The sequence below is a fragment of the Cytobacillus sp. genome (assembly GCF_964223445.1).
Taxonomy (GTDB): Bacteria; Bacillota; Bacilli; order Bacillales; family Cytobacillaceae; genus Cytobacillus.
Map to the genome: position 1 here is coordinate 1 of NZ_CAXQGS010000048.1, position 23819 is coordinate 23819.

At 40.1% G+C, this 23819-nt stretch carries 27 protein-coding genes; 19 read left to right on the forward strand and 8 right to left on the reverse strand.

The window, feature by feature from the left end; all coding sequences use genetic code 11:
* The first annotated feature begins 313 nt into the window (after positions 1-313).
* The 4 genes from ACEQ1T_RS07235 to ACEQ1T_RS07250 all read left to right on the forward strand — a co-directional run bounded on the left by ACEQ1T_RS07235 (position 314) and on the right by ACEQ1T_RS07250 (position 3219).
* Positions 314-679 (forward strand): hypothetical protein, encoded by a 366-nt coding sequence (locus ACEQ1T_RS07235; RefSeq protein WP_206835345.1) that lies wholly within the window; start codon positions 314-316, stop codon positions 677-679.
* 119 nt (positions 680-798) lie between these two features.
* Entirely contained in the window at positions 799-1437 is a 639-nt protein-coding gene (locus ACEQ1T_RS07240; RefSeq protein WP_275723073.1) for a GTP pyrophosphokinase family protein, read from the forward strand.
* 25 nt (positions 1438-1462) lie between these two features.
* A complete protein-coding gene (locus ACEQ1T_RS07245; RefSeq protein ID WP_009331194.1) occupies positions 1463-2257 on the forward strand; it encodes an NAD kinase in 795 nt (264 codons plus the stop codon).
* Positions 2258-2334: 77 nt separating this feature from the next.
* Positions 2335-3219, forward strand: coding sequence for an RluA family pseudouridine synthase (locus tag ACEQ1T_RS07250; protein ID WP_206835348.1), 885 nt, complete (start codon positions 2335-2337; stop codon positions 3217-3219).
* Between the two features lie 32 nt (positions 3220-3251).
* On the opposite strand, the gene prpE is transcribed toward ACEQ1T_RS07250, so the two are convergent.
* Positions 3252-3986: a bis(5'-nucleosyl)-tetraphosphatase PrpE gene (gene prpE / locus ACEQ1T_RS07255; RefSeq protein ID WP_370222253.1), complete on the reverse strand. Its 735-nt coding sequence runs from the start codon at positions 3984-3986 to the stop codon at positions 3252-3254.
* Between the two features lie 377 nt (positions 3987-4363).
* Here prpE and mgtE point away from each other — a divergent pair, with 377 nt between their 5' ends.
* The 4 genes from mgtE (at position 4364) to ACEQ1T_RS07275 (ending at position 9183) form a co-directional block, all read left to right on the forward strand.
* The gene (gene mgtE / locus ACEQ1T_RS07260; RefSeq protein WP_206835354.1) at positions 4364-5743 is read left to right on the forward strand and encodes a magnesium transporter; all 1380 of its coding nucleotides are present in this window, start codon (positions 4364-4366) and stop codon (positions 5741-5743) included.
* Positions 5744-5755: 12 nt separating this feature from the next.
* On the forward strand, positions 5756-7615 hold the full coding sequence (locus tag ACEQ1T_RS07265) for a cation:proton antiporter (protein WP_370222254.1): 1860 nt from the start codon (positions 5756-5758) through the stop codon (positions 7613-7615).
* Positions 7616-7752: 137 nt separating this feature from the next.
* Positions 7753-8523, forward strand: coding sequence for an enoyl-ACP reductase FabI (gene fabI / locus ACEQ1T_RS07270; RefSeq protein ID WP_206835360.1), 771 nt, complete (start codon positions 7753-7755; stop codon positions 8521-8523).
* Between the two features lie 117 nt (positions 8524-8640).
* Positions 8641-9183, forward strand: a complete 543-nt coding sequence (locus tag ACEQ1T_RS07275) for a CotO family spore coat protein (RefSeq protein ID WP_370222256.1) — start codon at positions 8641-8643, stop codon at positions 9181-9183.
* A 64-nt stretch (positions 9184-9247) separates the two neighbouring features.
* Here ACEQ1T_RS07275 and ACEQ1T_RS07280 read toward each other — a convergent pair whose 3' ends face one another.
* Positions 9248-9751, reverse strand: a complete 504-nt coding sequence (locus ACEQ1T_RS07280) for a CotY/CotZ family spore coat protein (RefSeq protein ID WP_206835365.1) — start codon at positions 9749-9751, stop codon at positions 9248-9250.
* A gap of 127 nt (positions 9752-9878) precedes the next feature.
* On the opposite strand from ACEQ1T_RS07280, the gene ACEQ1T_RS07285 reads away from it, so the two are divergent.
* The 7 genes from ACEQ1T_RS07285 to ACEQ1T_RS07315 all read left to right on the forward strand — a co-directional run bounded on the left by ACEQ1T_RS07285 (position 9879) and on the right by ACEQ1T_RS07315 (position 13592).
* Complete coding sequence (locus tag ACEQ1T_RS07285) at positions 9879-10232, forward strand: DUF1360 domain-containing protein (protein ID WP_206835369.1); 354 nt, start codon at positions 9879-9881, stop codon at positions 10230-10232.
* A gap of 332 nt (positions 10233-10564) precedes the next feature.
* A complete protein-coding gene (locus ACEQ1T_RS07290; protein ID WP_206835373.1) occupies positions 10565-11038 on the forward strand; it encodes a YhcN/YlaJ family sporulation lipoprotein in 474 nt (157 codons plus the stop codon).
* A gap of 15 nt (positions 11039-11053) precedes the next feature.
* Complete coding sequence (gene spoVAC / locus ACEQ1T_RS07295) at positions 11054-11527, forward strand: stage V sporulation protein AC (protein WP_061791561.1); 474 nt, start codon at positions 11054-11056, stop codon at positions 11525-11527.
* Positions 11527-12540: a stage V sporulation protein AD gene (spoVAD, locus tag ACEQ1T_RS07300; RefSeq protein ID WP_206835376.1), complete on the forward strand. Its 1014-nt coding sequence runs from the start codon at positions 11527-11529 to the stop codon at positions 12538-12540. The genes spoVAC and spoVAD overlap by 1 nt, the downstream gene beginning before the upstream one ends.
* A 13-nt stretch (positions 12541-12553) precedes the next feature.
* A complete protein-coding gene (gene spoVAE, locus ACEQ1T_RS07305) occupies positions 12554-12910 on the forward strand; it encodes a stage V sporulation protein AE (RefSeq protein WP_206835378.1) in 357 nt (118 codons plus the stop codon).
* Between the two features lie 168 nt (positions 12911-13078).
* Positions 13079-13192: a YjcZ family sporulation protein gene (locus ACEQ1T_RS07310; RefSeq protein WP_019381501.1), complete on the forward strand. Its 114-nt coding sequence runs from the start codon at positions 13079-13081 to the stop codon at positions 13190-13192.
* Between the two features lie 145 nt (positions 13193-13337).
* A complete protein-coding gene (locus ACEQ1T_RS07315) occupies positions 13338-13592 on the forward strand; it encodes a stage VI sporulation protein F (protein ID WP_206835380.1) in 255 nt (84 codons plus the stop codon).
* A gap of 40 nt (positions 13593-13632) precedes the next feature.
* Here ACEQ1T_RS07315 and ACEQ1T_RS07320 read toward each other — a convergent pair whose 3' ends face one another.
* Positions 13633-15951, reverse strand: a complete 2319-nt coding sequence (locus ACEQ1T_RS07320; protein WP_370222258.1) for a UvrD-helicase domain-containing protein — start codon at positions 15949-15951, stop codon at positions 13633-13635.
* Between the two features lie 204 nt (positions 15952-16155).
* On the opposite strand from ACEQ1T_RS07320, the gene ACEQ1T_RS07325 reads away from it, so the two are divergent.
* Positions 16156-16440, forward strand: a complete 285-nt coding sequence (locus ACEQ1T_RS07325) for a hypothetical protein (protein WP_206835383.1) — start codon at positions 16156-16158, stop codon at positions 16438-16440.
* 130 nt (positions 16441-16570) lie between these two features.
* Here the strand turns inward: ACEQ1T_RS07325 and ACEQ1T_RS07330 are convergent, their stop codons facing one another.
* The 4 genes from ACEQ1T_RS07330 to ACEQ1T_RS07345 all read right to left on the reverse strand — a co-directional run bounded on the left by ACEQ1T_RS07330 (position 16571) and on the right by ACEQ1T_RS07345 (position 19214).
* Positions 16571-17245, reverse strand: a complete 675-nt coding sequence (locus tag ACEQ1T_RS07330; protein WP_370222259.1) for a DUF421 domain-containing protein — start codon at positions 17243-17245, stop codon at positions 16571-16573.
* A gap of 103 nt (positions 17246-17348) precedes the next feature.
* Entirely contained in the window at positions 17349-17771 is a 423-nt protein-coding gene (locus ACEQ1T_RS07335) for a GNAT family N-acetyltransferase (protein WP_206837613.1), read from the reverse strand.
* Between the two features lie 8 nt (positions 17772-17779).
* Positions 17780-18298: a YjcG family protein gene (locus ACEQ1T_RS07340; RefSeq protein ID WP_206835390.1), complete on the reverse strand. Its 519-nt coding sequence runs from the start codon at positions 18296-18298 to the stop codon at positions 17780-17782.
* A gap of 190 nt (positions 18299-18488) precedes the next feature.
* Positions 18489-19214, reverse strand: coding sequence for an esterase family protein (locus ACEQ1T_RS07345; RefSeq protein WP_206835391.1), 726 nt, complete (start codon positions 19212-19214; stop codon positions 18489-18491).
* Positions 19215-19478: 264 nt separating this feature from the next.
* Here ACEQ1T_RS07345 and ACEQ1T_RS07350 point away from each other — a divergent pair, with 264 nt between their 5' ends.
* From ACEQ1T_RS07350 to ACEQ1T_RS07360, 3 genes are all read left to right on the forward strand, one after another.
* Positions 19479-20471 (forward strand): TAXI family TRAP transporter solute-binding subunit, encoded by a 993-nt coding sequence (locus ACEQ1T_RS07350; RefSeq protein ID WP_370222261.1) that lies wholly within the window; start codon positions 19479-19481, stop codon positions 20469-20471.
* A gap of 127 nt (positions 20472-20598) precedes the next feature.
* Positions 20599-21129, forward strand: coding sequence for a DUF1850 domain-containing protein (locus ACEQ1T_RS07355; RefSeq protein WP_370222262.1), 531 nt, complete (start codon positions 20599-20601; stop codon positions 21127-21129).
* On the forward strand, positions 21119-23077 hold the full coding sequence (locus ACEQ1T_RS07360; protein WP_206835399.1) for a TRAP transporter permease: 1959 nt from the start codon (positions 21119-21121) through the stop codon (positions 23075-23077). Before ACEQ1T_RS07355 ends, ACEQ1T_RS07360 begins: the two co-directional genes overlap by 11 nt.
* A gap of 77 nt (positions 23078-23154) precedes the next feature.
* Here ACEQ1T_RS07360 and ACEQ1T_RS07365 read toward each other — a convergent pair whose 3' ends face one another.
* Positions 23155-23739: a hypothetical protein gene (locus ACEQ1T_RS07365; RefSeq protein WP_370222263.1), complete on the reverse strand. Its 585-nt coding sequence runs from the start codon at positions 23737-23739 to the stop codon at positions 23155-23157.
* Positions 23740-23819: the final 80 nt, after the last annotated feature.

Below are 23819 nucleotides of genomic sequence, written 5' to 3' on the forward strand. Positions count from 1 at the left end.
ATAAAAATCCTCTCTTATTAATTAAAAAAAATCTATTAATGAGGAAAACTCTTCACTGGTCAGCATGTTTTTAAATTCAATTTCAATATTTTTGTTAGACAAGCCTCTACACCTCAGCTATTAGTAATTTCCTGTATTATCTCCTTAATTAGCATGGACTTCAATCTTTGAAGTTTTTTTTATTATTGTGATAAAGTCAATCAGGGGAGACTCAACTATCGGGGCGCAGGACTGTGGCTATGAAAATTGAATCAGGGGTTTTACTGTCCATAAAATCTGCGATAGAATAGGTAATGACAATGGAGGTAGAAAAATGAAACAGAAACTTACAGTTTTAAATGCAGAATGGATTGAAAATGAATTAATTTTGGAAATAGAAGCTGGAACAGTCTCAGGCTTAACAGCCATGCGGCAAATATTGGCTGATTCCGACAACCTTTCATTTATTTACATAGCAGAACAAAATGATGATTATACATATATTTCCCTTCCGGAAACAGTCTGGACGGAACTTAAAAAGGCACTTGATGGCCAGATGCGTGTTTTTGCTTCTGATCGTAATCATGATCGTATTGAACTGGCAGGCTTTCATGAGGAATTAGGAGATTTAATAGAAAATATCCGTGGGAACAGCAATTATGGTAATGAAATGGTAGAAAAAGTAGAGAACATATTTTAATTAATGTTTAAATTACGAAAAACTTGGATAAAGAGATAGGCTGTGTTACCCCCTCTCGAAGTCGGGGGTAGTCGAGGCGCTTGCGCTTTTCTAACTTCGGATATTTGGTGGTGTTGCAGGTGAAGCATTGGGATTTATTTTTGGCGCCATATAAGCAGGCGGTCGAAGAATTAAAAGTAAAGCTAAAAGGCATGAGAAGCCAATTTGAAATGGATTCTACCCATTCTCCGATTGAATTTGTTACTGGGAGGGTAAAGCCAATTGCAAGCATTCTTGATAAGGCAAACCAAAAAGGCATTCCTCTCGACAAATTGGAATCTGAAATGCAGGATATTGCCGGTGTTAGAATGATGTGCCAATTTGTAGATGATATTAAGAGAGTGGTTGAGCTATTAAGAAAAAGAAATGATTTTGAAATTGTTGAAGAAAGAGACTACATATCTCATAAAAAAGCAAGCGGTTACCGCTCTTACCATGTCGTGATCCGCTATCCTGTTCAGACAATAAAAGGAGAGAAGAAAATTCTCGCAGAGATTCAAATCAGAACACTTGCCATGAATTTCTGGGCCACGGTTGAACATTCCTTAAATTATAAATATAAGGGCCAATTCCCTGAAGATATTCAAATGAGGCTCCAGAGAGCGGCAGAGGCTGCTTTCAGGCTGGATGAAGAAATGTCACTCATTCGCGGTGAAATTCAGGATGCACAGGCATTCTTTACAAGGAAAAAGGAAAAGCAGCAAAAGGGAGAAAACTAACGTATAAAAGAGGAGCTTGGATAAGATGAAATTTGCCATTACCTCAAAAGGAGATTCAAAATCTAATACACTCATGCACAAAATGAGAACCTATTTATTGGACTTCGAGCTTACATATGATGAAGAAGAGCCTGATATTGTCATATCGGTAGGCGGGGATGGCACTTTACTTTATGCCTTTCACCGATACAGCAGCCGTCTGGACAAGACCGCGTTTGTGGGTATACATACAGGCCACCTTGGGTTTTATGCAGACTGGGTGCCGGAGGAAATCGAAAAGCTTGTCATTGCAATTGCCAAAACCCCATATCAAGTGATTGAATATCCGCTTTTGGAAGTAATTATCCGCTACCAGCATGGCGGCAAAGAAACCCGTTATCTTGCATTGAATGAATCAACAGTTAAAGCGGTGGAAGGTACTTTAGTAATGGATGTGGAAATACGCGGCCAGCATTTTGAAAGGTTTCGGGGAGATGGCCTTTGTGTTTCTACACCATCTGGAAGTACAGCTTATAATAAGGCGCTGGGGGGTGCCATCCTGCATCCATCCTTGCCTGCCATCCAGCTTGCTGAAATGGCTTCCATCAATAACAAGGTATTCCGTACAGTTGGCTCTCCGCTCGTATTGCCGGCACACCATACATGCATGCTTAAGCCTGTGAATGAACCGGATTTTCAAATTACCATTGATCATTTGACTCTTCTTCATAAAGATGTAAAATCAATACAATTCAGAGTGGCAGATGAGAAAATCCGTTTTGCCAGGTTCAGGCCATTCCCATTCTGGAAAAGAGTTCACGATTCATTTGTTGCTGATTGATAAAGGAACCCTGCAGTTTTTAGAATCACTTATTTTAATAATCCCGTTACTTCTTATAGAACAGGAGCCAATTGCTCATGGAGCGTTTTAAATTACAATGGAAAATTACTGCCCCGCAGGCGGGCTCGTTAATCAGGGAATTTTTAAAAGAGAATGATATTTCTAAAACTGCACTTACTGACATAAAGTTTGCTGGCGGCTTCATTAAAGTGAACAATGTGGAAGTCAATGTCCGCTATGAGTTAAAGGAAGGAGATATCCTTCAGGTTGGTTTTCCGGAAGAAGTTCCCAGTGAAGGCATGAAGGGTGAAGACTTGCCCCTTGATATTCATTATGAAGATGATTATCTTCTTGTAGTAAATAAACCGGCAGGTGTTAGTACCATTCCTTCGAGAGAACATCCTTCGGGAAGTTTGGCTAATCGGCTGATTGGATACTATCAGCGAATAGGCTTAAAGTCTGCAGCACATATCGTGACTCGACTGGATCGAGATACTTCCGGCTTGGTTTTAATTGCGAAACACAGGCATGTGCATCATTTGCTTAGCCAGCAGCAGCGCTTCCGTAATATCCAGCGCACTTATGAAGCCTTTGCAGAAGGGGCAGTCATCTGGGATGCCGGTACTATAGAACAGCCGATTGCGAGAAAAAAAGACAGTATTATTGAGCGGGAAGTTAGTGAGGAAGGTCAATACGCATGTACTCATTATCAGGTAATCAGCCGCCGCAAAGAATTTACTCATGTAAAATTAAAGCTTGAAACTGGCAGAACTCATCAGATCAGAGTCCATTTGGCCTGGCTTGGTTATCCTCTTGCGGGTGATGAATTGTATGGAGGCACAAGACAGATTATCAGGAGGCAGGCACTGCACTGCTGCAGCCTTTCCTTCAATCATCCCTTTCTGCACAGAACCCTTTTGTTTGAACAGAAGCTACCAGAAGATATGAATTGCCTATTATAAAAGCCGGCATTAACATTTGCCGGCTTTTTGGATTAAATCTTCCTAAATTTTTCTTCCACATAAGGCATGCCTGACTGGACTGACATGAATTCCACTTCAGGATATCTAAGTGCAGTTAATTTATTGCCAAAAACAGCACCTGTATCAATATTAAAGGTGTTATTGATTTTCCTGACTTCCTTTACAGGAGTATGCCCATAGACAACTGCTGCCTTACCCTCATACTGTTTAGCCCAATCCCGTCTTACAGGTGTACCGTCAGGATTTTTTTCTCCAGTTATATCTCCGTAAAGAACAAACGTTTTAACTTTGGATGAATGTTTCCCAATATAGCTTTCCTTAATTCCAGCATGGGCGATTACCAGTTTATTGTTGTCGAGTACATGGTATAGCGGTGCATTTTCATATAATTCAATAAATTTCCTTTTAATTTCCTTCTGTGATTGCGGGTCAAGCTGCTCATATTCAGCTGCTGTGGTTTCCAGGCCATGTGTAATTTGAACTTTATTTCCTAAAAAGAAGCGGTATAGTTTATTGCAATGATTGCCCGGGACATAGTGTGCCAAGTCATTTGCGACAAGGTTATATACTGCATCGATGACTGCCAGAGATTCTGGTCCTCTGTCTGTTAAGTCTCCTACAAAGGCAAGTTTTCTATTACTTGGGTGTACAGGAAATCCCCTCTTCCAGCAATAGCCCATTTCCAATGTCAGCTGTTTAAATTCAGCAAAGCAGCCATGAATATCACCAATAATATCAAGTCTCATAATTAGGCTCCTTTAATAGTTCTACTGTTATGATATCAATTTTCATAATATTTATCATGACGCTCCATTTTTCAAGCTGAAGAGAAAGCTTGGACGGTTTTTAGTTCAAGGAATGGGAAAATTAAAAATAATAAAAATTCTTCATTAACGTTCATCTGATCTTATGGTTGTTCAGAGACGACAAAAAAACAAAGATTTGCTAGTATAGTGAAGTACGTTTTCCTGTTATGCGTTTTAATGGGCAAAGAGCTTGTGGTTTGTGCAGGCAATATCAATTCCACAGCTAGAATGAATTTGTCCCCATTTTCTCAGAATTCCTGTGCTGGGGAAAACATTCCAAAAGGATGGTTTCATTGTATGAGAGGAGGTAAATTCTTATGGAAGATCACGCAGAGGAAAAGTCTGATTCCCACATCAATGCCGGTCTTTTAATCCAATCTTTACAAAATGAAGAAATTGATATCTTCAGGAATGAATTTCTTGATATGCACCCTTATGATCAGGCTTCATTTTTTAAAGATCTGGATGAGGACATCCGGGCAAAAATTTATCTTTATCTCTCTCCGGAAGAAATGGCAGCTCTATTTGAAAATCTGGAGATTGAGGAAGAAGAATATAAAGACGTCCTTGCTGAGATGAATCCCCACTATGCTGCGGATATGCTTTCAGAAATGTATGCCGATGATGCCGTTGATGTTTTAAATGAACTTGACAAAGACCAGGTTGTCAGCTATTTGACAATTATGGATGATGAATCGGCAAAAGAAATTAAGGATTTGCTTCATTACGAAGAATATACAGCAGGAAGTATCATGACGACGGAATTTGTCTCTCTGTCAGCCAATCAGACGGTTCGTTCTGCTATGTATATCCTGAAAAATGAAGCTCCAAGGGCGGAAACCATTTATTATGTGTACGTTGTTAATGACGAGAAGAAACTTATTGGCGTTATTTCATTAAGGGATTTAATAGTAAGTGATGATGATACGATGATTTCGGAAATTACAAATGACAGAGTAGTTTCCGTATCAGTTGGCGAAGATCAGGAAGAGGTCGCAAGAAAAATTAAAGACTATAACTTCCTTGCCGTTCCGGTTGTAGATTTTCAAAACCATTTGCTGGGTATTATTACAGTTGATGATGTTATGGATGTTATGGAAGAAGAAGCATCTGATGATTACTCTAAATTGGCTGCTGTATCGGATATGGATCATATTGACCGGAATCCAGTTTCTGCAGCGCGTAAACGGCTTCCCTGGCTTATCATCCTGTTGTTTTTGGGTATGTTAACTGCAAGCCTTATCGGAAGATTTGAGGATACATTGGATAAGGTTGCGATTCTGGCTGTTTTCATTCCTCTTATTGCAGGGATGGCAGGAAATACAGGGACTCAGGCGTTGGCCGTTGCTGTCCGGGGTATTGCTACAGGAGACCTGGAGAAAGAAAATAAGTGGAAACTGGTGATAAGGGAAGCCGGGACTGGGTTAATTAATGGAGGCATTTGCGGTATTCTTGTTACTTTCATTGTTTACTTCTGGAAGGGAAACTTCTTTCTTGGTGTTTTAGTTGGCGTTTCAATTTTGTTTACATTAATAGTAGCCACTCTTGCCGGTGCGCTGATCCCTCTGCTTATGCACAGGATGAAAATTGACCCGGCTGTAGCATCAGGTCCATTTATTACAACTATTAATGATCTAATCAGTATTTTAATTTATTTTGGAATGGCGACATTATTTATGAGCTACTTAACAGGCTAAGGAGGTTATTTTATGGAACATGGGGCATCGGTAGCATCACTGGTCATTGTTATATTGGCTGCTTTTATCACGCCCATTTTGCTGCACCGGCTGAAAATTAATTTCATCCCTGTAGTGGTTGCAGAAATTCTTATTGGTTTGATTATCGGTAAGAGCGGTTTTGATATCGTGCATGAAGATATGTGGCTGGAAACTCTTTCAACTCTTGGATTTATATTTCTGATGTTCCTGAGTGGTCTGGAAATTGACTTCACAGCTTTTTCTTCTGCAAAGAAGAGAGAAAAGCTCCCAAGCGGGAAGCTTGAGCCAAACTCTTTTGCTGTTTCTTCCATTGTATTTATAGGAATATTTCTGGTTTCATTGGGTCTATCATATTTATTTGTCTGGGCAGGATTCATTGATAATGCTTTTTTAATGACTTTAATTATTTCGACCATCTCTCTGGGAGTTGTGGTTCCTACACTTAAGGAAGCGCATTTAATGAAAACAGGTATAGGGCAAATCATTCTGCTGATTGCCGTTATTGCAGATTTGGCTACGATGATTCTGCTGGCTGTGTTTGTTTCATTAAATGATACAGGCGGAGGGAATACCTGGCTGCTTCTCGTCTTATTTGGCGTAGGTGTATTGCTTTATTTCCTGGGAAGAAGGTTCAAAAACCTAAATTTCCTTGAAGCGATGTCTACAGGGACTGTTCAGATTGGAACAAGAGCAGTATTTGCTCTGATCATTTTCCTTGTGGCATTATCAGAAACAGTTGGGGCAGAGAATATATTAGGTGCGTTCCTGGCCGGGGTTCTTGTATCATTGCTGGCACCAAATCAGGAAATGATTCATAAGCTGGATTCTTTTGGATATGGATTCCTCATCCCGATTTTCTTTGTGATGGTAGGGGTTGATCTGAACGTATGGTCATTGTTTGGGGATCCCAAGATGCTCATGCTTATTCCATTGCTGCTGATTGCTCTACTGCTCTCAAAACTGATCCCGATTTATATTTTAAAAAGATGGTATGACATCAAAACGGTTATTGCCTCGGGTTTCTTGTTAACTTCAACTCTTTCACTTGTTATTGCTGCAGCAACGATAGGTGAAAGAATGGACGTCATAACCGCAGAAATGAGCGGAACATTGATCTTGGTTGCTGTCATAACAAGTATATTTACTCCTGTAGTCTTTAAAAAGCTATTCCCTCAGGAAGCGGCAGAAGAGAAAAAGCTTAAAGTGTCCTTCATTGGTGCAAATCAGATGACTATGCCAATCTATAATGAACTTAAGTCATCCCTTTACGAACCAGCTTTGTATCATAAAAAGCAGGAAAAGGCGGAAAAGCAGATAGCTGACTCTTTGTTTGATATCATTGAAATTGAGGAGTTTGATATTGAAAATTTTGAAGGTACAGAAGCATTTAATTCAGATATTGTAGTAATCTCCACAGGTGATGAAGAGACAAATGCCACATTATCCATTGCTTTTAAAGAAAAGGGAGTAGATCGTGTCATTTGCCGGATGGAAAGCCCTGATATGGAAGAAACTCTACGGGAACATGATATTGAGCTATTTTCAACCATTCTTTCGTCTAAGGCGCTGCTTCGTGCTTTAATCGAGTCACCAAGTGTGGTGAACATTTTAACGAACCAGGAGACAGCTTTATATGAGATCCGATTAAAGAATGAGCAGTTTGAAGGCATGATGCTTCGGCGATTCCCTTTTACAGGGGATGTAATTTTCGTACGCATATTTAGAGGAAAAGATTCAATTGTTCCGCACGGTGATACTGAACTGCATGTCAATGACCGCCTGATAGTTACGGGATCTAAGGAATACGTTGATGAATTAAAAAGGGAACTTGAATTTTGTGAGTGGTGTTAGGGCTGCCTGACATCTGTCTTGCCGAAAAAGTTCTGCTTTTAGAGCAGGATTTTTTCGGCTTTTCTTTTCAGATGAATTGATGTACAATTAGTACTAGGTACTAATAACATGTAATAATAAATCAGGAGGATTTTAAAATGACTCTTTCACTAAATGGAAAAACATTCGTTGTCATGGGTGTGGCAAATAAAAGAAGTATTGCATGGGGAATTGCCAAATCACTTCATGATGCTGGTGCCCGCTTAATCTTTACATATGCGGGAGAAAGACTTGAGAAAAGTGTGCGTGAATTGGCAGACTCACTGGAGGATGTACAGTCATTAGTTCTTCCTTGTGATGTAACAAGTGATGAAGATATCGCGAAATGCTTTGGTACGATTAAGGAAGAAGCTGGTGTAATTCATGGAATTGCCCACTGCATCGCCTTTGCCCATAAGGAAGAACTTCAGGGAGAATATATGAACACGACAAGAGACGGGTTTCTATTAGCTCACAATATCAGCTCTTATTCACTAACTGCAATTGCCAAGGAAGCAAAAGGATTAATGACAGAAGGCGGAAGCATTGTGACTCTCACATACCTTGGCGGTGAAAAGGTTGTGAAAAATTATAATGTTATGGGTGTAGCAAAAGCCTCTCTTGATGCAAGTGTCAAATATTTAGCCAACGACCTTGGTAAGGATGGAATTCGGGTTAATTCCATTTCAGCAGGTCCAATCAGGACTCTTTCTGCAAAAGGGATCAGCGAATTTAATTCTATCCTGAAAGAAATTGAAGAACGGGCTCCTCTCCGTAAAACAACTACTCCGGAAGAAGTAGGGGATACAGCATTATTCTTATTCAGCAGCCTGTCACGCGGAATTACCGGGGAAAATATCCATGTGGATTCCGGTTATCATATACTCTAATAGAAATTGCCTGCTCTAATGTGAGCGGGCTTTTTTTATTTACATCAGAAACGAAAGCCCATCTTCTGCATACATATAATACGATGAAACATTAAGATTGCGGAGGTGTGCAAAAAAATGGCTGAGAAAAAAGAGAAGGAACCATTATTTTATATACAGCAGCCGAGTTTTAAATTTCCAGAGACGAGGATGCAAACAGTCTATTCCAGCAGAAAAGCAGAGCTGGAGCGCAAACAGGAACAAAAAGGCAGTGTACCGGAACCCGCGAAAACAATAAATGACCAGACGGAGTCCGATGAAAAGATCGAAAATATGACCGAAGTAAAGGTGCAGGCAGCTATTGAAGAATTTGAATCAGGCAGGGAAGAGAAAAAAGAAAGTGCATCCTTTGCTTTCACCACTGAAAAAAGAAAGCCTGCTTTCAATCGTGTAAAAAGTTTTAAGGAAATGGATACGCTTGAGCGCCTGGAGTACTTAATTGAATTCCCTAAACAGCTCCCGCCCATACCATGTATATTTGAAACCGGCGATAAGGCTATAAGGGGATTTTTGGTTTCAAGAAATGAAGAATGCATCGAGGTTAAGCTGTTTGATGATACAATCGAACAATTAAATCTTCAATCTTTAAATGCAGTAAAAATGATTGGTCTAAGACGGTAAAACTGGATGCTTGAGAATGTCGGCCAAAAAATAGCCAGCCGAATGGTCGGCTGGCCTCTTTTAATTAGTCTTCACAGATATCCAGGTCAACATCTGCAATACATTGAACAGCGCAGAAGCATGTTAAATCAACAGTTACGCAGTCATCAGTGGCTAAGAAATAGTCTACCTCACAAACTTTCTTCAAGTCTATGCAGCAATCATCAGCCAGGTTGACTACTTTGTCACGACCTTCTTTCCTATTTACTGGAAGAAGTACTCGGAGCACGGCACAGCAATTATCGAAAACTTCTTCTACTCTGAAGAAGATGGATACGCATGCACAGTCATCTCCTTTAAAGAATGCATGGAATGGTGTACCATCTGCTGTCTTTAGTGTGAAGACTCGAGTATCCGGACGCTTATGACGGCGTTTGCTTGAAGGTGATATCGCTCCAAGCGGCTCCAGGAAACAGTTTGAAGGGCATTCGCACACATCTTCTGCGTTATCTTGAATATCTTTTATAGCACGAACTACTTCACATACACAGCTTTTGCCTTTGAAGTCGTCTTTTTTTCCACAACCCATTTTTGTTTTCCTCCTTGTTTGTTTCTTGTGGTCTACACTACTAACATATTGCTGGCGGGCCCTTTGGGATACGGACAAACGCCTTATTTTCAAAAAAATAGGCTATTTTTAAAATTGAGGTGAAAACATGGATATATCAGCTATGGAACTGTTGATTCTCTCACTTGCGAGCTTCAGGCTGACAAGATTAATGGTATACGATAAAATAACTGAGTTTTTGCGCAAGCCTTTCCTTAAAGAAGTAGAAGAAAAAAATCAAGTTGGAGAAACTGAGATATATTTGGTGGTAAGAGAAGGAAGAATTCGGGGATTTTTCGGGGAGCTTTTAAGCTGTTACTGGTGTACAGGGGTTTGGAGTGCCATATTTATATATGCTGTATATTACTTTTATGCATCCTGGTCAGCTCCAATACTGATGATTTTGGCAGTTGCCGGACTTGCAGCTATAATCGAATCCCTGGTGCAAAAATTAATAAATTAGCATATAACTTTTTGTACAATCGCGTAGGCATTTGTTTTACACAAGCATTGAGGCTCAGCATAAATTAAATAGAGGAAATTATTGATTAATGGAGGGCCTCATCAATGCTAAATGATTATAAAAATCAGCAAACGGAAAAATCACAGCCTGTCAGCAAGAAAAAGAAAAAGGGGTGCGGATGCGGAAAAAAAACGAAGAAAGCTCAATAGCCGGATATACCGGCTTTTTTTATTGTTTAATTTCTGGAAAAAATAGGATGGATAGTGGTGTAAATAAATCCAAAACAATTCGAGGACAATATAATTAAAGATTCTACATAGGAAGGGACTATTATGAAAAAAAGACTTTTATCATTTATTGCATTTTCACTTATCTTATTATCAGGCTGCAGCGGAGACGGAAAGGTGACGGAAAGCGACCTTGCGCTCCTCAAAACGACTAATCCCCCTGCTGTATTAATTGATAAAAATACAAAGGGAAATTTGGATTTAGTTGAAAATATTGAGCATGATGTCGAAAAAATGAAAGAACTTTATGATGTTGCAGTGGTCAAAAGCAATGGGGATACACTTGTTGCTTATAAAGTGAAGCACTTGCAGCGATTCCACATGAAAAAAATTGAAAAGAAAATGACAAAAATGCTTGAGGAAAAATACCCTGATGAGAACTTCATTGTTTCAAGCGATTATAAAATCTTTATTGAGGCAGTAGAACTCCAGGAAAAAATGAAAGATCCCGATTTTACAGACAAAAAGGCTAAAAAGAAACTTGATAAAATCATTAAGCTTAAAAATGAAATGACATAGGAAGGGAGAAGGGGTATGAGTAAAAAAGCAAATAAAACACCTGAACAGCAGCAATATGAGCAGCTTGAGCAAAAACATGAGCTGAAGCGCCCGGTCTTGAAAAATTGTATTCGTGCTTTCTGGGTAGGAGGGCTTATCTGTGTTGTCGGACAGGCAATCACTTATTTTTATATCTACTTTTTTAACTTCACGGAACAGACAGCTGGAAATCCAACAGTTGCTACCATGATTTTTATCTCCATGCTGCTGACAGGTTTTGGCGTTTATGACCGATTGGGCCAGTTTGGCGGAGCAGGCAGCGCAGTTCCTGTAACTGGTTTTGGAAATGCTGTGATTTCAGCGGCTATTGAGCATCGTACGGAAGGTTTTGTGCTGGGAGTAGGCGGGAACATGTTCAAGCTTGCTGGGTCGGTTATTCTATTTGGTGTGTTTTCGGCTTTTGTAGTGGCCCTGATTAAAACGCTATTAATTATTTGGGGGGTTATTTAATGCTAAAGGGAAAACAATCTTGGGTCTTTCAAAACCGCCCGGTAATTACAGCTGCTGGTGTATCCGGCGGGCCATTTGAGGCAAACGGCAACCTGTCAGAGGATTTTGATGTTCTTCATGATGATTTATGGATGGGTGAAGACTCTTATGAAAAAGCACACCGAATCCTTTTGGAAGAGGCGGGACAGACGGCCTTAAATAAGGCAAATATCCAAAAGGAGGATGTTCAGTTTTATATTGCCGGGGATTTAATTAATCAGATCACACCTTCAAGTTTAAGTGCAAGAACGATTCAAATCCCGTATTTCGGGATTTTCGGAGCTTGTTCAACTTCAATGGAAGGACTTGCGCTCGCATCCTTTATTGTTAATTACCAAGGTGCTGATTACGTTTTGACAGGTGCTTCCAGTCATAATGCCGCTGTTGAAAAACAATTCAGATACCCGACAGAATATGGAGGCCAAAAGCCCCCAACAGCCCAATGGACAGTAACTGGTGCAGGTGCGGCTCTGATTTCAGCGAAAGGAGTTGGTTCAAATATGCCGGTTACCACTTCTGCCACAATCGGCAAAGTTATCGATATGGGACTGACAGACCCTTTTAATATGGGAGGAGCCATGGCGCCTGCAGCAGCAGATACCATTACTGCACACTTCAAAGACATGCAGCTGGATCCATCGCATTACGATTTGATCGTCACAGGGGACCTGGGGAGAATTGGTCAGGAAACCGCTTATGAACTGCTCACAAATAATGGATTGAAAATAGACAGAGAGAAATTTAAGGATTGCGGTTTAATGATTTATAAAGATGATCAGCCAGTCCAAGCTGGAGGAAGCGGTGCAGGATGCTCGGCTGCTGTCCTTTATGGACATCTATTGAATCGAATGAAACAGGGGACTTATAGGAGAATTCTTGTCGTCGCTACGGGTGCACTATTATCCCCATTGACATTCCAGCAAAATGAGAGCATCCCTTGTATTGCTCATGCTGTTTCTATCGAAATGACTTAAAGGAGGAATTTGTATGCTGCCTATGTTTTTCTGGGCTTTTGTAATTGGAGGCCTATTTTGCGTATTTGGCCAGCTAATGTTTGATGTTTTTAAGCTAACACCTGGCCATACATTAAGTCTTTTGGTTGTAATAGGAGCTGTTCTTGATGGAGTTGGACTCTATGAACCACTTGCAGACTTTGCGGGAGCCGGCGCGACGATCCCCATAACCAGCTTTGGGAATTCCCTTGTCCATGGAGCCCTTCAGGAAGCTGATCAGCATGGGCTTGTCGGTGTATTGACCGGAATGTTTGAAGTAACGAGCTCCGGTATTTCAGCTGCGATAATCTTCGGATTTATCGGTGCCCTTATTTTCAAGCCAAAAGGCTAAGTGGCATTAGATATAAAAAATTTACACAAGAATGATCTTCAAGTTAATTAAAAACAAGCCCTTATTACAATTTGACCGAATAAACCAAGCCTGCCTTGGGAGCTTGCCCATACCCCCTGCTTAATTAACACATATGTTGTAGGGAGAAATCTAAGTGAGGTGAGAGGCATGGGCTATGGCTATGGAGGCTGCGGATATGGCGGGGGCTATGGAAATACGTTTGTTCTGATCGTTGTTCTTTTCATTTTACTCATTATCGTCGGAGCAAGTTTCTACAATTAGATTTACACAGGCTGACTCAGAACCGGCAGCAGGTTTTGTGTTGGCTTTTTTGCATATATGGTACATAAATTATTAATACATTTCACGTTTTCCGCCTACCTTCATAAGATATAAAGGAGTAAATGAAGGAGCGTGAGTGTTCAGGATGGATAATAACTTTTTTAAAAACCTTGAAAAGAAAACAGGCGTAAATATGAAGGATGTTTTTGAACTGGCCGGCTCTTTGCAGAATGCAAATTTTAAAGATGAAAAAACAGTGCGAAATGTAATCAAGAGGGTTTCGCAAATTGCTAACAAACCCGTTTCCAAGGATACGGAAGACAAGATTGTGAAATCGATCGTTGCTGATGGAAAACAGCTTGACTTTAATACCATTTCGCAGATGATAAATAAAAAATAACAGGAGAAACCTGGCGATATAAATCAGCCAGGTTCTTCTGTTAATTACTGCCTTTATTCCTGCCGCTTCTTGTAATGGGAGCAAGGAACCTTGAGGCATATGACTTTCGTCCGCGCCTTTTTTCCGGCACAGAAATATACAAATCCTTCCTGGCTCTTGTTACTGCAACATACATCAGCCTTCTTTCTTCCTCTAATGGGGAAGATTCACCTGAACGGTAAGCTTCTAGTGCGTGATCATGCGGGAGGTTTCCTTCAACTGCACCGGCAACATAAACAACGTTATATTCAAGCCCTTTTGCACGGTGGATTGTGCTTAATGTAATAGCATTATCCTTATTCCTGCTGAGGCGCTTGATTTCTTTGTTCATGGCTTTCATATGTTCAGTATGTTCCAGAAACTCATGAAGAGATTGAAAGTTACGTGCAGCGACCTTTAAATCTTTTATATCATCAGAGCCTTTATCCATTTTATTGCCTTCATTACCTCGTTTTTTTAAAAAGTCCTGGAAGCCAAGCTCTTTTTCAACCGTTTCAATTGCAGTGAGGGGACTGAGTCCTGAGATGGATCTGGTAACAGAAATCACTTTTTTTAACTTGCTTTCCTGAAAAGCAAATCCTGTTTTTATAAACTTTAGGCACTCCAGCATTGAGCAATCCTGCAAGATGCTCTCTGCCTTAATATCCTGAAGGACTGATTGTTTAACAAACAGAGACGGCAGCATATCTTTCAAAGCATTCTGGTCATCCTCATTTAACGATAACTTTAGAAAAGCAAGCATGCTTCGAACAATAAACCGATCATAAAATGATTCGGCATCCTGATCTAATTTAAACGGCAGACTGGAATTGGCCAGCCTTTCAAAAATGGCCCTGCTCCCGGTATGGGTACGGAATAATACTGCGAAATCCTGCGGCTCATATCCTTCTTCAATTTTTTCCTGCATATCAGTCATGATCATCGTAGCTTCTTCTTCCTCATCATAAGGAAAAAAGAGGAAAGGATGCTGTTTACCAGAAAATTGGGCATTCATGCTTTTTGCGCGTCTATGTTTATTTAAAGATATGATTTGGTTTGCAGCTGATACGATCTCGTGAGCAGAGCGGTAATTCTGATTCAATGTTATAACCTTAGCACCAGGGAAATCTTTTTCGAAATCTAAAAGATATTGGGGATCGCTTCCTCTGAAAGCATAAATAGATTGATCATCGTCACCCACTGCACAGACATTTTTTGTTTTATCGGACAGCATTTTCATAAGCTCATATTGAACATTATTAATATCCTGGAACTCATCGATCAGGAAATAATGAAAGCGATTCTGATATTGTTCAAGAATTTCAGGCTTTTCATGAAAAAGAGAATGGCAGCCTGCCAGCATATCATCAAAATCAAATAATTCTTTTCTTAATTTGGTTTGTTCATACCTTTGATAAAGAATCGCGGTCTGTTCCTCCCAATCATTCTTTGGATGAACCTTCCCAGGTATCATAAGAGAATTTTTCCAAAAGCTAATTTGCTGGAGGGCAAGGTCAAAGGCAAATTCCTTTTCATCGAGCTTTAAGTCTTTGCTGGATTCCTTAATGATCTGTTCCCTCTGCCATTCTTTATTAAGCAGCTTGCCGGAAGACCATTTTTCTGGATTGTGGAAGGAGAGAATCCGGTAAAACAAGCTGTGAAAAGTGCCGGAAACGATTTGCCTGACTTTTCGTGAATCCATTCCGGGATATTGGGTAAGGCGCTCCTTCATTTCAGCAGCAGCCTTAGCTGTAAAGGTAACGAGCATTATGGATTTAGGATCGATATCTTTTTCGCGCAGCATAAAAGCAGTCCTGGTTGTTAAAACTCTGGTCTTGCCGCTCCCTGCACCTGCAAGAACGAGCAGAGGCCCATCAATATGTGAGACAGCAGCTGCCTGCTGTTCATCCAAAAAGACTCCTGCTTGTGAAAGGGACTTTAAGTATTCATCAGGGAAACTTGGATTCTGAGTGCTTTCTTGGATATAGGGGGGGATATTTTTTGCCGGCTGAGCTTTTTTAAAGGCTGATTCGATTTCTTTTACAGCAGCAGAAGCAATTTGCCTTGAAACAGGCATATTAAAGCCATTTCTTTCTATATATTCTTCAGTCTCAATCTTGGCCGATTCTTGTTTCATCATCTTATCCTTGCACATTCTGCTGCTTTGCTGAATATGATAAAAATGAGGCTCATCCATAATTCCTAAATACAAACGGACAGAAGCTCCGCAATCAGGGCAAAACAGCTTTCCTTTTTTGCCTTCTTCATAAATATGCTGAAAACTTTCTCGATTTAATTGTTCCAGATTCACTGTTTTATTAAGTAAAATTGCTGTCTTCATAAAAAATACCCCATTTTTATAAATTGCCGAGTTTAAGTTATTAATCATCTTCTAACAATAAGACCGATTTTATCATAACAAACCGGTAAAGGATTCTAAAGTGCTTTTCTGTTTAAAGTTTTATGTAAACGGGTACATAAAAATAAATATTGTTTCGTATTCCTTTAATAAACAGATACATAAAGAATGGAGAGAGGGGCATTCATGGGCTACATTTTACCTGTAACTTCATATCAATATAATCAGTATGCAGAAAGAGAGATTGGCACAAAATATGATCCATTTCGTTTCGTGCCAGTTGCCAAAATATCGGCACAATCCAATTCAAAAGGTTTCCGTCATGAGCTTCCTCTTGAAATTCAAAGAAGGTTAACCAAATCAAATCCTCAGCAGCGGGCAGATATCCAAACACGCAGCACCAGAAAAAAAGCAGAAGAAACATACGGCGAGCTGACGGGCAAAGGCCGCTATATCAGTGAATGCATCTAAGAAAAGCGGAAGTGCCTGCCCACCCCTGACAAGCACAAGACAAGCTTGTGACCTCGAGGGGGTAGGCGCTGGAGCTGGACAAGTTATCTAACTTATGGTATCTAAACCCATAAAAAAAGGAAGGAGAGGCTTAGTACGTTTGCACGTGCAAAGCCTCTCCTTTTTTCCACTCAGCGTATAAGACACCTTTGACATTATTTGCGCCGTTGTTTTTAATTTCATTAATAAGCTTTGCTTCGTCCCAATTGATGCTTTTGAGATTATCCCAAATCACTTCTCCGTCTAAAATTAATGTTACAGGCAGCTCGATCATATTAATAGGGAGATTCAAATCCTGTATGGTTGGTGTCGAGTAAAGCGGTTTTTTCAATGCACTGACCGTTCCATCTGTTTCAAGAATAGCATATTCGCATTCCCTGATTGAAAAAACGTCCTTTGAACGGAGGAGGTGCTGGAGCTGATTAATGTCGAGATGATTTTTCTTCAGTTCTTCATAGACGATTTTTCCTTTTTTTATAACAATAGAGGGCTCACCCTCAAGGAGTTTACGTGCCCTTTTAAATTTCTGGGTAAGGATTTCAGTTGCGTAGATGAGAATCCCCCATACTGCAACAGCAAAGAATATTTCCGGGATTCCAGTCTCCTGATCGTATAGGGCATTTCCCACCAGCTCGCCTAGCACGATGGCAGAGATGAAATCAAAAGGAGTAATCTGTGTAATCTGTGTTTTGCCCAGGAGTTTTGCCATAATAAATAAGAAAATATATCCTATCACAAGTACACTTATGATATGTAAATATTCCATTCAAACCACTCCTTAAATTGCTGTATCTGGAATAGTGTTTGCAGAAGGCCCTAAAATTATTGCATACAAAAAGCTCCTGCCATTCCTGGCAGAAGCTTGTCGGTTATATCGTTTTTTTCATTGTACGGTGGGGAATCCCAGCATCCATGAATTCTTCGGAGATTACCTGATAGCCCAGCTTTTCATAAAAAGGGATAGCCTGCGTCTGGGCATTTAATTTTAAGGCAGGCAAGCCTTGTTTCTTAGCATGCTCTTCAATTTTATCCATTATTGCTTTTCCTGATCCGCTCTGGCGGTTCTCCTTCAGAACGCATATTCTTTCCACTTTGCCATTGCCGTCAACTGTGCGGAATCTTCCGGCACCTGCGGGAATGCCATTATTATATAATACAAAATGGACTGCTTCGTCTTCGAACTGATCAATTTCCTCTTCTTCAGGAACATTTTGCTCGTTGATAAAAACTTGTTTGCGGACGGAGAAGGCATCGTCCAATTCTTGTTCAGATGAGACAACTTTAACTTCCACTTTTTTCACTATTCCTTTCCTAGCCTGAATGTTTCATAGACGGTCCATGAGCCATTTTCCAGCTGATATAAAAGATGAAAACGATCCACAACCTCTTCATGATTCACAGGCTGCATTCTTAAGCTCCCATATACATCTGAATGTTCATCATTGGAGAGTTTTTGTCCGATGGTAATATGGGGGACAAAATTATATTCAGGTGTTTCGCCAGTAATATGATCATTCAGTTCAATATGTAACTCTTCGAGCTGGACTGAAGGTTCAATTTTGAAATAAATGACATTGTTGACAGGCTGGAAAGAGCTTATTTTTGTAGCGTTTATTTGAAATGGCTCGTGTTTCTCAGCTATTCCATGAAGTGTTTCCGTCAGCTGTTTTATTTCTTCTTCAGATGCTTCAAAGCGCGATCTTAAAGTTACATGAGGAGGAATTAAAGCATAATGCGGATCATACCGCTTTCTAAAAGAATTTGCCAAATCCTGCAATTTTTTTGACGGGAAAATAACTATGCCGTAATTAGTGTTCATACAACAACCTCCATGTTTATTAATATTTTTTTAACTGGCAGGCTAAACGAAATGAAAAACACTTGGTTGGTCTATTATAGCAAATTTTCTAAATTCATTATATAATTATACCTTTTTTCATAATAAAAAACAGTGTGTCGAGGTAATCTTTTTATCGCGAAAGAATAGTGCTTTTCACACAATTTCAAATTTAAAACATTGTCTTTAGCGCTCTTTTTAAATCTGGCTGCCAGTATGTCCATGTATGATCCCCATCGAATTCATCATAGAAGTAAGGAAATTGTTTTTGCTTAAACAAACTGGATAGATCCCGATTTGGAGTAAGAAAATCTTTCTCTGCACCTCCTGTGGTTTTTACAGATGTCTCGCCTTTCCCGATAACGTGATAAATATTAAGAAGGTGGGTCTGCGTAAATTCATGCACTGCCTCTGTAACGGAGGTATCAACATAAGGTGATTGAAGAATTAATCTCCCAAAAGTATTAGGGTATTGCAGGGCCGCCATTAATGAAACAGTTGCCGCAAGGGAGTCTCCCATAAGGGCACGTCCCATTCCCATTTGATAAGTAGGGAATTCACGGTCAAGATATGGAACAAGCTCATGTGCAAGAAAACGGATATAAGCATTATGCTGTTCACCGTCCGGATGATATTTCTTCCATCTGTCTTTGACGTTTTTATAAGGGACTCCAACAATGATGATATTTTCGATTTCTTTTTCGTTTAATAATTCATCTGCGATGCGCCCGACTCTTCCCAGCTGGAAGTAATCCTTGCCATCCTGGGCAATAACAACAGTGTATTTATATAAAGGTGAAAAGGAAGCGGGCAAATAAATGAGCAGCTCAACCTCTTCGCCAAGTTCCTTGCTTTCGATTACAGTATCTTGTATTGATCCTCTAGGGTAATCCATCATTTCTGTTCCTCCGTTTAGTTCTGTTATGTAAGAGTTTACATAGAGATTTTATCATATATATATAGGAATTGCTTTTTACATGCATTCTCATTCATGGGCCATGGTGCTTTATTATAGGTAAAATTTACAGAGGAGGGGAATCAGCATGCTATAAGAACAATTAACAGCAAATATAAAAAGCAAGGAGGGATCATTTGACAATTCAGATAAGGTTTATGTTAGTATATAATTGATAAAATCTAATCTTTATAAGGGGGAAATAGGATGAAAAAGAGAAGTATATTCCTAGCCACAGCTTTGCTGTTAGCGCTTTCTATGGTTCTTGCAGCCTGCGGCGGCGGAAAAGATGAAGGCGGCGGCGATGGAGAAGGCGGCGCAGACAAGCCTAAATTCATGAGCATTGTAACTGGTGGAACAGGCGGTACATACTATCCGCTGGGCGGATCATTCGCTGAGATTATTTCTGATGCTACAGGCATTGATACAAATGCTGAAGTTTCAGGTGCATCTGCAGAGAACATGAACACACTGAAAGACGGCAATGCTGAAATTGCTTTCTCTCAAACTGATATTGCTTCATATGCACAAGAAGGAAAATTAATGTTTGAAGGTGTAGCAGTTGATAATGTGAGTGCGATTGGAACGCTTTATCCGGAAACAATCCAGATCGTTACTACTGCAAAATCTGGCATTAAATCTGTTGAAGACTTAAAAGGCAAAAAAGTTTCAATCGGAGCTCCTGGTTCAGGAACTGCTGCAAATGCAGAACAGATTCTTGAAGTGCACGGAATCAAATTGGATGACATTCAAAAGCAGGATCTTTCCTTTGATGAGTCAACTGCCGGAATTCAGGATGGCAATATTGATGCAGCATTCGTTACAGCAGGAACTCCTACAGGTGCTGTTGAAGGACTTTCTGCAACTGAAGATGTTGTGATCATTCCGATTGAACAGGACAAAATCGATGCATTAATCGAAAAATATCCTTACTATGTACAGGATGAAGTGCCATCAGGAACATATAAGCTTGCAGAAGCTGTGCCAACAGTAGCAGTACAGGCAATGCTTGTTGTTTCAAATGACCTTTCAGAGGATGTAGTTTATGATGTTACGAAAGCAATCTTTGAGAACCTTGACAAAGTTACACATGCCAAAGGGAAAATGATTAAGGCAGAAAATGCTGTCAAAGGTACTGGCATTGAACTGCACCCTGGTGCTAAAAAGTACTTTGACGAAAAAGGCTTTAAAGCTGAATAATCTTTCAATAACATAATCCAATGATGAAATTTGGCCGGCTGTAAAACCTGATAAGGTTATTGCGCCGGTCAATTAATTTTAAAAAAATTATTGTATAAGCTGACAATATTTTTTAGGTGGAGGTTCCATGAATTTTTATAAGCCAGGGAATAAAAAAGCGGTCCTGGCACTCCTCGTTATCATAACCATCGCAATCATGTTCTTCATACCCATTAAGCATGCAGTTGTTTTTGAGTATCAAAACAAAGGAAAAGTGATTGCTTATTTCCCGATTAAAGAGGACAGAACCTTTAAAATAAAGTATACACACTCCATCCATCTTACAGATGTTGTAGAAAGCTACAGTATAACCGGGGATGGAAGTATTAAATTGTTCGAACTCATGTATGAGGATTTTGCCATCGGCATGCCTGATAATGCCTCAGATGGAGAAACATTTGAACAAAAGGACGGCAAATATTATATTAAGAATATGAAAAGGGTTTTTCCTTCATTTGACTTAAGGCTGGGTAAGGTGAGAGCAAATCACAGATTGATTTTGAAAGGCGAAGAATATGTCCTTTCAGATTATATCGAACCTGGCACATGGGTACGGATAAAGGCGAAAAAAATAAACTTATTCGAGGTGTTGAAAGGAGTGAATATCCTTGGAAAATAAAGGGGAAACGTTATCTCTTGAGGAACAGCAGAAATTGCTGGAAAAATACGATCCAGAGGCTGGTACAAGGAAATTAGGAGGCGTATTAGGCTGGATTGTCTTTTTTGGGCTATTAGCATTTTCATTGTTCCATTTATATACAGGGGTTTTTGGGATGCTTACAGCCCAGCTGCAGCGTTCGATTCATTTAGGCTTTGCATTAGCCCTAATATTTCTATTATTCCCTGCAAGGAAGAAAGACAGAGGAAGAAAGAATAAAGTTGCCTGGTACGATATCATTTTAGCCATACTGGGTATTGCTGTAGGTGCTTATTGGCCGCTTTTTATTGATGAAATTGTCATGAGGGCCGGCCGTTTGACCGAGATAGATTTTTATGTAGGACTAATTGCAGTGCTTCTGGTTCTGGAAGCGACAAGGCGAGCGGTAGGACTTCCAATAACCATTATTGCTGTCATTTTTCTCGCCTATGCTATGTTCGGGCCATATATGCCGGCATTTTTGGCGCACCGGGGTCTTGATTTAGAAAGATTGGTGCAGACCATGTTCTTTACGACAGAGGGAATCCTGGGTACCCCCTTAGGCGTATCTGCTACGTTTATTTTCCTATTCTTGTTATTTGGTTCATTTCTTGTAAAAACTGGTGTAGGGCAGTATTTTAATGATTTAGCTGTGTCCATCGCCGGAAAGAGAACTGGCGGGCCAGCGAAAGTTGCCATTTTCTCAAGTGCTCTACAGGGAACCATCAGTGGAAGTTCTGTAGCTAACGTAGTAACTTCAGGCTCTTTTACCATTCCAATGATGAAAAAGCTTGGATACAAGAAAGAATTCGCTGGCGCAGTTGAAGCGACTGCATCAACCGGCGGCCAAATAATGCCTCCAATCATGGGTGCTGCTGCATTCCTGATGGTTGAGTTTATTGGAGGCGGCATTACTTACTGGGATATTGCAAAGGCAGCAGCAATTCCTGCACTTCTTTATTTTGCCGGTGTCTGGATAATGACTCATTTCGAAGCAAAACGTGTAGGACTTAGAGGGCTGAAAGATGAAGAGATGCCTAACCGAAAGGAAGTAATGAAAAAGATTTATCTGCTGCTGCCAATTTTGGCAGTTATCATCCTGCTAATGAGCGGAATGAGTGTAATACGTGCTGCTCTTTGGTCAATTGTAATTACGGTTGCAGTAAGTATGATAAGCAAGGAAACGCGCATTGGTTTCAGAGATGCTATCGATGCATTAGTTGATGGTGCACGCACGGCTTTGGGCGTTGCTGCAGCAACAGCTGCTGCAGGTATTATTGTTGGAGTAGTTGTCAAAACAGGTCTTGGATTAAAGATGGCGAATGGCCTTCTTGATCTTTCAGGAGGGCTGTTGATCCCAACTTTGATGCTGACAATGGTTGCAGCAATTATCCTTGGAATGGGGTCACCTACAACTGCAAACTATGTTATAACATCAACAATAGCCGCCCCGGCAATCATCCTACTTGGGGTACCTGATTTATCTGCTCACTTATTTGTGTTCTATTTCGGTATTGTAGCAGATGTCACACCGCCAGTTGCTCTTGCAGCATTTGCGGCGGCTGGTGTATCTGGCGGAGATCCGATAAAGACGGGAGTATCAGCGTCCAAGCTTGCGATCGGGGCATTTATAATTCCATACATGTTTGTCCTTTCACCGGAGTTATTGATGATTGATACAACCTGGTATTACCTAATTTGGGTAGTATTCACCGCTTTGGCAGGTATGATGGCAATTGGCGCTGGCGTAATTGGCTACTGGCTGCGTAAATTGAATATTTTTGAAAGACTGCTGGGAATTGCAGGGGGTCTATTGCTTATCTACCCTGAAGGGGTTACTGATATTGTTGGATTAGTAATTTTTGTCCTGTTGATTGCATTGCAGGTTTTCATTAAAAAAGACGATCAGGCAAAACCGCAAACAGCATAATAAATAAATAAATAAATTAAGAAGGAAGGATGCTCACATGATGAGATCCTTCCTTTTTGTTTCTGCAGATTAGCCTGTCAGGCTCCTTGAACGCTATGGCCGATTGAAAGGGTGGCATTAACATAATCGTTTTCGCTGCTGGTTAATAACACAGTGAATGTACCAGGTTTATCTCCTTCATATACTTCATCACTGAGGGTTTCTTTTAATAGTTGGCTTTTATACTCAATGATTTCACGCTGATTGTTATCATCTTTAAATCTGTTCACCTCTTCAGCATCTTTCGGAATGCGTTTTTCGATAAAAGCAAGAACCTCTTCATTACTCATATCTTTTTCCATATCTTCAAATTGCAGCTCAACAGTTACTGCCCGATGAGTTTGAAACTCTACCAGCATACTGTCTCCATTGAAGCGGGCTATTTCATCATTATTTTTATTTTCCCCATAAGCCTTTGTGAAAAGATCCCGTGTGTCTCCTAAACCAACTTCTTCAGTGATCTTTTTGTTATCTTCCGGAGCTTCCTCTGTTTCCGCCCGCTGTTCTTCCGTAGAAGGATTATTCTTGTCTTCATCCTCTGCAATTTGCTCTTCATTCTGATTACAGCCTGCCAGTATAAGGATTGCTGAAAACAAAGCAGCAATCAATGAGTAGCATTTCATAAAATCCTTCCTTTCTTTAGCTTAAATTATTTAAGGGCCAAATCCCGATTAGAGAGTATATACCCGAATGAGGACCAGAT